Annotated in this window: 9 protein-coding genes; 3 read left to right on the top strand and 6 right to left on the bottom strand. The window is 71.3% G+C overall.

The window, feature by feature from the left end; all coding sequences use genetic code 11:
- Positions 1-3: 3 nt before the first annotated feature.
- The gene (locus BN1197_RS16785; RefSeq protein WP_040162353.1) at positions 4-888 is read right to left on the bottom strand and encodes an acyl-CoA thioesterase; all 885 of its coding nucleotides are present in this window, start codon (positions 886-888) and stop codon (positions 4-6) included.
- A gap of 49 nt (positions 889-937) precedes the next feature.
- On the opposite strand from BN1197_RS16785, the gene BN1197_RS16780 reads away from it, so the two are divergent.
- On the top strand, positions 938-1,411 hold the full coding sequence (locus BN1197_RS16780) for an acyl-CoA thioesterase (protein WP_040162090.1): 474 nt from the start codon (positions 938-940) through the stop codon (positions 1,409-1,411).
- Positions 1,408-2,058, top strand: a complete 651-nt coding sequence (locus BN1197_RS16775; protein ID WP_040162087.1) for a DUF8185 domain-containing protein — start codon at positions 1,408-1,410, stop codon at positions 2,056-2,058. The genes BN1197_RS16780 and BN1197_RS16775 overlap by 4 nt, the downstream gene beginning before the upstream one ends.
- Before the next feature lie 148 nt (positions 2,059-2,206).
- Here BN1197_RS16775 and BN1197_RS16770 read toward each other — a convergent pair whose 3' ends face one another.
- The 3 genes from BN1197_RS16770 to BN1197_RS16760 all read right to left on the bottom strand — a co-directional run bounded on the left by BN1197_RS16770 (position 2,207) and on the right by BN1197_RS16760 (position 5,622).
- Entirely contained in the window at positions 2,207-4,000 is a 1,794-nt protein-coding gene (locus BN1197_RS16770; RefSeq protein ID WP_040162084.1) for a glycoside hydrolase family 13 protein, read from the bottom strand.
- A 109-nt stretch (positions 4,001-4,109) separates the two neighbouring features.
- The gene (locus BN1197_RS16765) at positions 4,110-4,469 is read right to left on the bottom strand and encodes a globin (protein ID WP_040162350.1); all 360 of its coding nucleotides are present in this window, start codon (positions 4,467-4,469) and stop codon (positions 4,110-4,112) included.
- Positions 4,470-4,602: 133 nt separating this feature from the next.
- Positions 4,603-5,622 (bottom strand): mechanosensitive ion channel family protein, encoded by a 1,020-nt coding sequence (locus BN1197_RS16760; RefSeq protein WP_052466893.1) that lies wholly within the window; start codon positions 5,620-5,622, stop codon positions 4,603-4,605.
- Positions 5,623-5,773: 151 nt separating this feature from the next.
- Between BN1197_RS16760 and malQ the strand changes: the two genes are divergently transcribed.
- A complete protein-coding gene (malQ, locus tag BN1197_RS16755) occupies positions 5,774-7,930 on the top strand; it encodes a 4-alpha-glucanotransferase (RefSeq protein WP_040162082.1) in 2,157 nt (718 codons plus the stop codon).
- 72 nt (positions 7,931-8,002) lie between these two features.
- Here the strand turns inward: malQ and BN1197_RS16750 are convergent, their stop codons facing one another.
- Together BN1197_RS16750 and pepN are read right to left on the bottom strand one after the other, a co-directional pair.
- The gene (locus tag BN1197_RS16750) at positions 8,003-9,403 is read right to left on the bottom strand and encodes an MFS transporter (RefSeq protein WP_052466892.1); all 1,401 of its coding nucleotides are present in this window, start codon (positions 9,401-9,403) and stop codon (positions 8,003-8,005) included.
- Positions 9,400-11,961, bottom strand: coding sequence for an aminopeptidase N (pepN, locus tag BN1197_RS16745; RefSeq protein WP_040162079.1), 2,562 nt, complete (start codon positions 11,959-11,961; stop codon positions 9,400-9,402). Before pepN ends, BN1197_RS16750 begins: the two co-directional genes overlap by 4 nt.
- Positions 11,962-12,048 lie beyond the last annotated feature (87 nt).

The following is a 12,048-nucleotide window of genomic DNA, read 5'->3' as shown; positions in this document are numbered from 1 at the left end:
CTCTCACGACTCCTTGAGACGCAGCATCCCCTCCTGGGCTGCCGTGGCCACGAGCACGCCGTCCTCCCTGAACACGTGGCCGTGGCCGAGAGCCCGGCCGCCCTGCGCGGAGGGGGAGGCCTGGGTGTAGAGGAGCCACTCGTCGGCGCGGAACGGCCGGTGGAACCACATGGAGTGGTCGAGGCTCGCGACGCGGATGCGTGGGTCACCCCAGAAGAGGCCGTGGCGCCGTAGCGCGCCCTCGAGCAGGGTGAAGTCCGAGGCGTACGCGAGCACGGCGCAGTGCACGAGCGGATCGTCCGGCAGCCGGCCCTTGGCCCGCATCCACACGCTCTGATCCGAGGCCGTCTGGCGGCGGGGCTTGTCGTAGAGGTGCCCCTGGCAGTGCCGGATGTCGATGGGTCGGGTGCGGGCGAGGTACAGCCCGACCGGGTGGCCGAGAGCCTGGAGCTCCTCGTCGTCGGAGCGCAGCGTCTCCGGCTCCGGCACCGCCGGCATCATCGTCGCGTGTTCGAGGCCGTCGTCCTCGGTCTGGAACGAGAAGATCATCGAGAGGATCGGCTGGTCCTGCTGGAGGGCGTGCACCCGCCGCGCCGAGAACGACGACCCGTCTCGCAGCCGCTCGACCTCGTACCGGATCGAGGACGCCGGGTCCCCGGGTCGCAAGAAGTACCCGTGCAGGGAATGCAGCCTGCGCGGCGGGCCGTCGACCGTGTCGACGGTGCGGCCGGCGGCGATGATGCTCTGGGCCACGACCTGCCCACCGAACACGCGGCCGTGGAGCTGGGGCTGGCTGCGACCCACGAAGACGTCGTCGGCCACGGGATCGATGTCGAGCACGTCGAGCAAGTCGTCGAAAGGATCGAAGTCCTCGGGCGGCAGCGTCACGTTCACACCCGAGATCGTAGCGGCGAGAGCGGCTGGCAGGATCGGACCCATGACCGACACCAGCGACGACGCGACCCGGCCGTATGTGCTCGAGATTCCTCTGCGATGGTCCGACATGGACGCGTACGGCCACGTCAACAACGCGAAGTTCGTCACGCTGCTCGAGGAGGCGCGAGTCATCGCCCTGCACGAGTGGTTCGGCGACAGCGGCCTGCTCGAGGGCGGCATCGTCGTCTCGAGCCAGACGCTCGACTACACCGCTCAACTGAGCTACCGCGCCGAGCCGGTGGCAGTGGTGGTGTGGTGCAGCCACCTCGGGGCCTCGAGCTTCACGATCGCCTACGAGGTGCGCGATCCGGCTCGGGTGGGCGACACCAGCTACTGCCTCGCCGAGACCACCCTCGTCCGCTTCGACGCCAAGGCCGGCCACAGCCGTCGGCTCTCGGAGACCGAACGCGCCGTCTTCGAGCGTCACCTCGGCGAACCCCCGGCCCTGTACAGCCGGCGGAAGCAGGGACGATGACCGACGCCGGTGGCCGATCGGGCGATCACGTCGAGCTCGTCGATGCTCGTGACGTCGCCGACCTCGCGACCTTTCTCTCCCGCGCCCGGCGGTTGGACGCGGCTGAGGTCAGGCTGCAGGCCACGGGCAGGGTCCTGGCGGCCACGGTGTGCGCCCTCGCCGGGCACGGCCTGATGGGGGAGGGCACGGTACTCGGTCTCCGAGCCGTCGCGCTCGCGAAGGAGGCGACGTGCGACGTCGTCGTCGGTATCGACGCCGTGCACGATCGGCTCGCGCGGTTGCGCGCGGCGGCGGAGGCCGAGCCCTCCCGAGAGAACGTGCCCCAACGGCTGGCGCTGCCGCCGGTCCCCGTCGTCGTCCCCTGGACGGGCGTCGCGCCGCCACGAGCGGGGTGGGAGCCGATCGGAGTGCTGCCCGGTGCGGTGGTCGAGCGGGCGGCCGAGGACGGGATCGCCGAGATCGCAGCCGCCCGGACCGAACAGGTGCGGGAATCGGTGTGGGGGAGGACGATTCCCGGCACGTCGGTCCCCGCAGGGAGCGCTCTGGCCGTTCACGCACTGGGGTTCACGGCGCCGGAGATCGCGGTGTTCGCCTGCGGCCGCTGGCACCGCCTCTCCACCCCCGCGGGCCACGTCCTCGCCCGCTGACGACGCGCCCCGGCGCGGCGTACCCGGGTGCAAAAAGACGCTCGAACAGGCGGTTCTGTCGGCGGTACCGGAGGCACCGGGGACAGAACCGCCTGTTCGAGTGCGTTGCCGGACCCTCGGGCGGGTGAAAGTGCCTGTCCGAGCGGGGTCAGGCGAGGGCGACCCAGGCCGCCGTGTCAGTGGGAAGACGGCCGTCGTCGAGCGGACCGCTCGCGACGAGCACCTCACCCTCGGGCAGCGCCACGGGCTCCGGGCCCAGGTTGAGCACGACCGCGGTTCGGGTCGCGTCATCGGCCGTGGATCCGCTACCGGGAGCGCCGACGAGCTCGTAGGCCACGACGTCGGGGGAGTCGGCGTCGACCCCCTCGAGACGTGCGAGACCGGCCGAGCCGAGCCCACGATCGCGACGAAGTCGCAGGAGCGTCTTGTACAGCTCCAGGGTGGAGCCTTCGACGCCCTGCTGCCGGTCGACGGCGAGCTCGGCGTAGACCTCCGGCTGCGGCAGCCACGCCTCACCGGTCGTGTTGAATCCCGCCGCGGGCGCATCCGCCTCCCATGCCATCGGGATGCGGGCCCCGTCACGGCCGGTCTCCTTGCCGTTGGAGCGGTGGAAGGCCGGGTCCTGACGCACGTCGTCCGGCAGGGCCGTGTGCTCGGGCAGGCCGAGTTCCTCGCCCTGATAGAGGTACGCCGAGCCGGGCATCGCGAGCATGAGCGTCGTCGCGGCTCGGGCCCGTCGAAGGCCGGGTTCGGCGTCGGGCTGCGGGTCGTCGGCGCCGATGCCCTGGGGGCGCGGCTGGTCGACGGGCAACCCCAGTCGTGAGGCATGTCGTACGACGTCGTGGTTGGAGAGGACCCACGTCGTCGGTGCGCCGACGAGATCGTTGCCGCGGAACGACTGCTCGATCGCGGCACGCAGGTCCTCGGCCCGCCAGTGCGCGTTGAGGTAGTGGAAGTTGAAGGCCTGATGCATCTCGTCGGAGCGGACGTAGAGCGCGGCGCGTTCGATCGGCTCGACCCAGGCCTCCGCGACGAGGATGCGCTCACCGGCGGGGTCGGGCGAACCGTCGGCCCGAGTGGGCGTGTACTCGTCGAGGGTGCGCCGCCAGGCGCGGTAGATCTCGTGCACCCCGTCCTGGTCCCACATCGGGGCGGCGCCGGTGTGCATGCCCTCGGCGTCGCTGCCCGCCATCTCGGCCCGGGCGTTCCAGTCGGGCAGCCCTTCCTGCTTGACGAGGCCGTGGGCCACGTCGACCCGAAACCCGTCGACGCCGCGGTCGAGCCAGAACCGCAGGACGGAGTCGAACTCTTCGCGCACCTCCGGGTTGCTCCAGTCGAGGTCGGGCTGGGCGGAGTCGAAGAGGTTGAGGTACCACTGCGCCTTGCGCTTGACGAAGGTCGCCCCGTTGCCGTCGTCGACGAGGACGGCGGGCTCCGCCTTCGTCCACGCAGAACCCCAGAACACCGACTGCCAGTCGTTCGGCGGCTCGTCGCCTCGCGGGCCGCGGCCGTCGCGGAACAGGTAACGCGCCCGTTCCGGCGATCCGGGCTTGGCGGCGAGAGCGGCCTGGAACCAGGCGTGCTGGTCGGAGGTGTGGTTGGGCACGAGGTCGACGATGACCTTGAGCCCCAGCTCGTGGGCCCGGGCGATGAGTGCGTCGGCGTCGGAGAGCGTCCCGAAGAGCGGGTCGATGTCGCGGTAGTCGGCGACGTCGTACCCGGCGTCGGCCATGGGCGAACGGTAGAAGGGGGAGATCCACAGGGCGTCGACGCCGAGGTCGACGAGGTAGGGCAGGCGAGCGGTGATGCCCGGCAGGTCGCCGATGCCGTCACCGTCGGAATCGGCCCACGACCGCGGATAGACCTGATAGATCACGGCGCTGCGCCACCATGCGTCGTCGGCGGAGCCGGGGGAGTGGAGGAGAGCGGGATGCGTCGTCACGCGGCCAGTGTGTCAACCACGGCACGCATCACCGAATCGGGCATCCGGGACGCACCCGGTGTGATGACGGCGGAGGCCGTCTCACCGACTCGTCTGCGCCCGGCTCGCCTCACGCCGGGTCCGGGGCGTTGACCAGCATGTTCGCGGCTCGCACGAGGTAGTCGCGCAGGGCCGCGTCGGCCTGCGGATCGAGGTCCACGGTGTCGACCGCGGCGAGCATGTGGTGCAGCCACCGATCACGTTGGGTCGGGGTGACGGCGAACGGCACGTGCCGCATGCGCAGCCGCGGGTGACCGCGCTGCTCGGAATACGTGCTGGGGCCACCCCAGTACTGTTCGAGGAACATCCGCAGCCGCTCCTCGGCGGGGCCGAGATCCTCCTCGGGGTACAGGGCCCGCAGGGCGGGATCGTCCGCCACCCCGCGGTAGAACTCCCGCACGATCCGGGCGAAGGTCTCATGCCCGCCCATGCGCTCGTACGGCGACTGCTGAGCGGTCACGGGAACGTCGGCGTCGTCACTCACGGGGCCATCCTCGCAGGTCGCCCGAGAGCCGGGCACGGTCGCGGTTCGCGGGACTTCGCGAGCCCGGCCCCACCTGCTTCTACGGATGCGGCGGCGAGGAGGGCTGCGGCCCGGTCGGGGGGGCCGGAGCCGGCACCGCCAGCAGGGGCCCCCGGATGCCGGCGGCCTCGAGGGCGGTGACGGCGCGCTCGCGGAACTCCCGCTGGACCGCCCAGTGCTTGTTCGTCGCGCACTTGGCGAACACCCGGATGGTGAGCGCACTGCCGGTGATCGACTCCACGCCGGCGACGTCGGGTTCGGCGAGGAGCCTGCCGCGCCACGCGGGGTCGGCGTACATGTCCTCGGCGACCTTGCCGAGGATCGCGATGACCCGCTCCGGCGACACCTTGGGCGAGACGGGGATGTCGATGCTCGCGGTGTTCCACCCCTGCGAGCGGTTGGCGATGCGGATGATCTCGCCGTTGCGCACGTACCAGACGACGCCCTCGAGGTCGCGCAGTCGCGTCACCCGCAACGTCACCTCCTCGACGGTGCCCTGGACGTCGCCGGTGTCGATGAAGTCGCCGACGCCGTACTGGTCCTCGAGGATCATGAACACGCCCGAGAGGAAGTCCTTGACGAGGCTCTGCGCGCCGAAGCCGAGCGCCACACCGCCCACCCCCGCCGATGCGAGAACCGGCGCCATGTTGAGGCCCAGGGTGGAGCCGACCATGAGTACGGCGATTCCCCACACGACGACCGAGGCGATGCTGCGCATGACCGAACCGAGCGTCTCGACGCGCGCCCGCTGACGCTGGGTCGCGACGAGCCCGGACTGCGAGATCGCGCGCCCCGCCTTGCGGCGATAGCGCTTGATCAGCGGAAGCTGTGCGGTGGGGACGGCCTCGACCGAGCCCATCGTCGTGGTGTCGCCCGCGCTCTTTCGGGCGACGAGGGAGTCGACGAGCCGGTCGATGGCGCGGTGGATGAGCCAGCGGATGATCCACGCGCTCGCGAGGATCAGGGCGATCTGCAGCGGGACTCCGAGGAACCAGTCGATCGCCGACTCCCACGTCAGCTTGTCGAGCACTCTGAGGACGGGCCGGGACTGGTCGAGCATGACTCCAGTCTGCCGAAGATCTCTGAAAGACGCCTGGTCATGGCCGTCATCCGACGTGAGTCGTGGCCGAAGGGCGCTGCGCCCGACGCGGCCTCGCGGCCTCCTCCCCACTAGGATCGGCGTGGCCCGCCCCCGATCGAAGGCACCTCACGTGAACGACTCCCCGCTCCCGTCCGGCCTCGCGGACCTCGCCCGCGCCTACGGCGTCGCCACCGACTACTGGGACTGGCAGGGCAGGCATGTCGCGGTCTCCGCCGAGACCATCGAGGCCGTCCTCGCCGCGCTCGACGTCGACGCCGCCGGCCCCCAGGCCGTGCGGACGTCGCTCGAAGGGGCGGTCCTGCGCGGGTGGCGCCGCCGTGTTCCTCCCGTTCTCGTCGTCACGGAGGGCGACGCAGCGAGCGTGCCCGTGCACGTCCCGCACGGTGATCCCGTGTCGGTGTGGCTCGAGCTCGAGGAGACCGGTGAGCGTCGGGAGCTCGAGCAGTCGAACCAGTGGGTCGATCCGCGCACGGTCGACGGCGCGCTCGTCGGCGAGGCGACGTTCGTCCTGCCGCGCGATCTGCCACTCGGCTGGCACACGCTCGTCGCCGAGCACGACTCCGACCTCGCCAGCGGGTCGGTCGTCGTCGTTCCGGCCCGGCTCGAACTGCCCGCGCCGGTGGCCGCCCACGGCGCATCCGGGCTGACCAACCAGGTGTACTCGGTGCGCTCCAACCGGTCGTGGGGCGTCGGCGACCTCGGTGACGTGGCCGAGCTCGGCGCGTGGTCGGCCCGCGAGCTGGGCTCGGACTTCATGCTCATCAACCCCGTTCACGCGGCCGAGCCGACGGCTCCGATGGAGGCCTCGCCCTACCTGCCGACCTCCCGCCGCTTCGTCAACCCGATCTACATCCGGGTCGAGGACGTGCCCGAGGTCGCCTACCTGCCGGCCGAGGATCGCCGCCGCGTGGCCGACCTCGCGAAGCGCGCGCAGGAGCTCAACGACACCGACCACATCGACCGCGACGCCTCGTGGGCCCTCAAGGAGGCCGCGCTGCGGATCCTCCACGCACAGCCGATGACCCCCCGCCGGGCCGCGGGGTTCGAGGCCTACTGCGAGCGAGAGGGGCAGGGCCTCGTCGACTTCGCCACCTGGACGGCGCTCGTGCGCACCTACGGTGGCGCCGAGGGTGGCTGGCCGGCGGGCGTCGACGGCCCGGACTCGCCCGGCATGGACAGGGTGCGCGAAGAGCTCGCCGACGAGATCTCGTTCGCGATGTGGCTCCAGTGGGTGCTCGACACCCAGCTCGCCACGGCCCAGCGCGAGCTCGTCGAGGCCGGCATGTCGATCGGGGTCATCCAGGATCTCGCCGTGGGCGTCCACCCCACCGGCGCCGACGCGTGGAGTCTCGGCGGCGCCTTCGCGCGCGGGATGACGGTCGGCGCCCCGCCGGACCCCTACAACCAGCGCGGTCAGGACTGGAGCCAGCCGCCCTGGCGTCCGGACGCCCTCGAGGACCTCGCCTACGCGCCGTTCCGCGACATGGTCCGCTCGGCGATGCGGCACGCGGGCGGGCTGCGGATCGACCACATCATCGGCCTGTTCCGGCTGTGGTGGGTGCCTGCCGGCAAGGCGCCGCTCGAGGGCACGTACGTCAGGTACGACCACGACGCGATGATCGGCATCCTCATGCTCGAGGCACAGCGTGCCGGGGCCGTCGTCATCGGCGAGGACCTCGGCACCGTCGAGCCGTGGGTGCGCGACTACCTCGGCGATCGGGGTGTGCTCGGCACGTCGATCCTGTGGTTCGAGAACGACGAATCCGGCAACCCGCGCGCGCCGGAGACCTACCGCGAGCTGTGCCTCGCCTCCGTGACCACCCACGACCTGCCACCCACGGCCGGTTACCTCACCGGCGAGCACATGCGCATCCGTGAGGAGCTGGATCTGTTCACCCGGCCGCTGGCGGAGGAGAAGGCCGACGACGAGGCCGCCCGTGAGCGGATGCTCGCGGCGCTGCGAAGGCGCGGTCTGCTCGACGAGAGCGTCGACCCGGCCGATGGCGACGCCGCCGTGGCAGAGACGGTCGGGGCGCTCCACCGCTACGTCTCGTGGACGCCCGCCGCGCTCGTCGGCATCGCGGTGCCGGATCTCGTCGGCGACCGGCGGGCGATCAACCAGCCCGGCACCCACCTGGAGTACCCGAACTGGCGGCTCTCGCTCGCAGGGCCCGACCGTGAGGTGCTGCACCTGGAGGACATCGTCTCCTCGGCCCGGGCCCGCCGGGTGGCTGCCGCGGTGCAGCGCGGGGATCACGCTCGCTGACCTGCGGGCGACGACGCCGGGTCGGCCTGAGGCCGGCCCGGCCGGCGGCGGGGCGCGGTGGGAATCGTGAGGTCAGACGGCCGCCGGAGGCAGATGCGTCGCCCGCGCCGCTGCGGGTCGCACCGGCAGGAGAAGCACCAGCCCCACGAGGAGCACGACGCTGATGCCGAGGATGCCCCAGTGCTGTGACGCCCCACCGTCGACGCGGGAGCCCAGCGCGATGAACGCCGAGAACATCAGCGGGGCGAGAAAACTCACCGCGCGACCGGTGGTCGCGTAGAGACCGAAGATCTCGCCCTCGCGACCGGCGGGGATGAGTCGGGCGAGCAGGGAGCGCGACGCCGACTGCGCGGGGCCGACGAAGACGCAGAGGGCGAGGCCCAGCACCCAGAACACGCCCGCCCCCCGATCGTGGAGGGCGAAGATGCCGATCGCGGCGGCGACCATCGCGACGAGCGAACCGATGATGAGCGACTTGGGACCGATGCGGTCGTCGAGGACCCCGAAGAGGATCGTCGCGAGCCCCGCGACGACGTTGGCGGCGATGCCGAACACGATGACCTGCCCCGGGGTGAACGAGAACGTGCCCTGGGCAATGACCCCGCCGAAGGTGAAGACGCCCGCGAGCCCGTCGCGGAAGACGGCCGATGCGAGGAGGAAGAACAGCATGTGCGGATGTTCGCGGGCGAGGCCGGCCACAGTGCGGAACAGCGCCCGGTAGGACCCGGCGACACCGAGCGCCGGGCCGCGGGCCGCCGCCGGGCGGTCACGCAGGGTGAGCAGGACGGGCAGCGCGAACACGGCGAACCAGGCCGCGGCCACGAGCATCGAGACGCGCACGTTGAGGCCCTCGGCACGGGTGACTCCGAACCACCCCACCTCGGGCTGGATGAAGCCCACGAAGAGGATGAGCAGCAACGCGATGCCACCGAGGTACCCGGCGCCCCAGCCGATACCCGAGACGCGCCCGATGGTCGCCGGGGTGGAGACCCGGTGGAGCATCCCGTTGTAGTTGACGCTCGCGAACTCGAAGAAGACGTGACCGACCGCCAGCAGCGCGATGCCCCACCACAGAAAGTCGGGGTGGGGACGCACGGTGAACATCAGGGCCGAGAGCACGACGACGATCGCCGTGTTGATGCCGAGCCACCGCACGGGCCGACCGGCCCGGTCGGCGCTCTGCCCGATCACCGGCGCGAGCAGGGCGATGCAGACCCCGGCCAGGCCGGTGCCGAGACCGAGCGCCGCGGACGTCGAGGCCGGATCTCCGAACCCCGAGCTCGTGAGGTAGACCGTGAAGACGAAGGTCGTGATGACCGCGTTGAACGCCGCCGACCCCCAGTCCCACGCCGCCCAGGCGGCGACGAGCCGCTTGGGCGGGGGCGCGGCTCGGGTTACCGACGCCGTCGCCTCACCGCGTACGCCGCCATCGGCCGCGTCGCCGCCGGTCGTGCCCTCCGAAGAGGTGCTCACCGGGCATCACGAGCCTGAGCGGCGAGCGCGCGTTGCACCGCGTCCCGCCGCTCACCGACGAGCCGCACGAGCCCCTGGGGGGCATCGGCGTTCTCTGCGAGCCAGGCCTCCGAGGCCTCGAGCAACTCCTGGTCGGCGAGGACGATCGGGTAGAAGCCCTCGACGATCGACTCGCCGATCGCTTGGGTGCGGTGCTGCCACATCGGACGGAGCATTGCGTGGTACCGCTCGACGTACGGACGCAACAGCTCGGGATCGACGCCACACCGCAGGAATCCGTGGGCGGTGGCGTCGATCATCGCGTTCGGCAGGTCGTCGCGCTCGACCGTCGACTCCCAGGCCGCGGCCTTGGCCTCGGGTGTGGGTCGCGCCGCGCGGGCGAGGGCGGCGCGTTCGCGACCGATGGCGGTGGCGTCGCGCTGTTCCTCGGCACGGATGCGCTGCTCGTCGGCCCGACCGCCCTCGGCGAGCGCCGCGAGCAGCGTCCACCTCATCTCGGTGTCGACGGCCAACCCGGCGGGAACACCGCGCTCTTCCAACCAGTCGTCGACCAGGTCGAGATCGGCGTCGGAGACCGCGAACGCGGCGAAGGCACCGACGAGCTGGAGCTGGGCGTCGCTGCCCGGCGCGGCGGCGAGGGCATGGTCGCGAAGGCGGCTCGCGGTGGCAGCCAGGAGATCGGTCCGTCGGGCCGGATCGCTGTACAGGCGCGCCGCGGTGCCGAGGCGCGCGAGGGAGTAACGCAGCGAATTGGAGTCGAGATCGGTGCCGAGGACGTCGAGGGTGAAGAGCACGAAATCGTGGGCGGTGATCTCGCCGTCGCGGGTCATGTCCCACAAGGCGGTCTGGACGATGGCCCGGGGCAGGCTGGTCAGGCCGGCGGGGTGGTCGAGCACGGTGCGCAGCGAACGGTCGTCGAGACGCACCTTGACGTAGGCGAGGTCGTCGTCGTTGAGCAGCATGAGGTCGCCCCGGCGCAGTCCGACGAGCTCGGGCACGTCGGTCACCGCGCCGTCGACGTCGATCTCGATGCGTTCGCGGCGCTGCAGGGAGCCGTCGACGACGTCGTACACGCCGACGACCATGCGGTGCGGACGCAGGTCGGGGTGCTGCTCGGTGGCCGTCTGCTCCACCCGCGCCGCGCCGATGGTCCCGCTCTCGTCGGTGTCGAGGACGAGGCGGGCCGTGGTGACACCGGCCGTCTGCAGCCACAGTCGCGTCCAGCGGCCGAGGTCGCGCCCGGAGGTGGTCTCGAGTTCGGTGAGCAGGTCGGGCAGGCTCGTGTTGCCGTAGGCGTGTTTGGCGAAGTAGGCGCGCAGCCCCTCGCGGAACGCCTGGCGACCGACGTAGGCGACGAGCTGCTTGAGCACCGAGGCGCCCTTGGCGTAGGTGATGCCGTCGAAGTTGACCGCCACGTCGTCGAGGTCGCGCATGTCGGCGGCGACGGGGTGGGTGGAGGACATCTGATCCTGCTGGTAGGCCCAGCTCTTGTCGGAGGTGGCGAAGGTCGTCCACGCCTCGGTCCACCGTGTGGCCTCGGCGGTGGCCGTGGTGGCCGCCCAGTCGGCGAACGACTCGTTGAGCCACAGGTCGTCCCACCAGCGCATCGTCACGAGGTTGCCGAACCACATGTGGGCGAGCTCGTGCAGGATCGTGCCGACGCGTCGTTCGACCACGGCCTCGGTGACCTTGGAACGGAACAGGTAGGACTCGCGGAACGTCACCGCACCGACGTTCTCCATCGCGCCGGCGTTGAACTCGGGCGTGAAGATCTGGTCGTACTTGGCGAAGGGGTAGGCGAGTCCGAACTCCTGCTCGTAGAAGTCGAACCCTCGCTTGGTGATGTCGAAGATCTCGTCGGCGTCGAGGAACTCGCGCATCGACGCCCGGCAGTACAGGCCGAGGGGGATCTCGCGCCCGTCAGCGGTGGTCGTCGCGTCCTCCACTCGCTCGTACGGGCCGGCGACGATCGCGGTGACGTAGCTCGACAGCGGCGGCGTGGGCTCGAACTCCCAGGTGGCCGAGCCGTTCTCGCCGGGAACCGGCGCCGGGGCCGGCTGGCAGGAGATGACCGACCACTCGGCGGGCGCGGTGACGACGAACGTGAACCGTGTCTTGAGGTCGGGCTGCTCGAACACGGGGAACGCCCGGCGCGCGTCGGGCACCTCGAACTGCGTGTACAGGTAGGTGGCTCCGTCGACCGGGTCGACGAAGCGGTGCAGGCCTTCGCCGGTGTTCATGTAGCGGCCACTCGCACGCACGAGGAGTTCGTTGGACTCCGCGAGGTCGGGGAGCTCGATGCGGCTGTCGACGAAGTGGGTGGCCGGATCGAGTTCGGTGCCGTTGAGGACGATCTGCTCGACCGACGGGCCGACGAAGTCGACGAACGTGGACGCACCCGGTCGGCGGCAGGTGAACTCGATACGGGACGAGGTCGGGAACGTCGCCTCGTGCGGATCCGTCGCCCCCGTGAGGTCGAGTTCGACGCGGTGGGCGGTCACCTCGAGCAGTTCCGAACGCGCACGTGCCTCGTCGCGGGTGAGGTTCTCTGCAGGCATGGGCATCCTCCGAATGGATCGACGAGTGCGCCGGGGAGCGCCGCTGGATGACACGGCCCGACCCGTTCGGCCGGGGGTGGCGACCGA

The organism is Mobilicoccus massiliensis (assembly GCF_000826525.2).
Classification (GTDB): Bacteria; Actinomycetota; Actinomycetes; order Actinomycetales; family Dermatophilaceae; genus Mobilicoccus; species Mobilicoccus massiliensis.
This window is presented reverse-complemented; position numbering and strand designations above follow the sequence as displayed.

Excerpts from the sequence above, each read along its gene's own strand:
- pepN (WP_040162079.1), bottom strand. The coding sequence starts at position 11,961 with ATGCCTGCAGAGAACCTCACCCGCGACGAGGCACGTGCGCGTTCGGAA.
- BN1197_RS16760 (WP_052466893.1), bottom strand. The coding sequence starts at position 5,622 with ATGCTCGACCAGTCCCGGCCCGTCCTCAGAGTGCTCGACAAGCTGACG.
- BN1197_RS16775 (WP_040162087.1), top strand. The coding sequence starts at position 1,408 with ATGACCGACGCCGGTGGCCGATCGGGCGATCACGTCGAGCTCGTCGAT.
- BN1197_RS16780 (WP_040162090.1), top strand. The coding sequence starts at position 938 with ATGACCGACACCAGCGACGACGCGACCCGGCCGTATGTGCTCGAGATT.
- BN1197_RS16765 (WP_040162350.1), bottom strand. The coding sequence starts at position 4,469 with ATGGGCGGGCATGAGACCTTCGCCCGGATCGTGCGGGAGTTCTACCGC.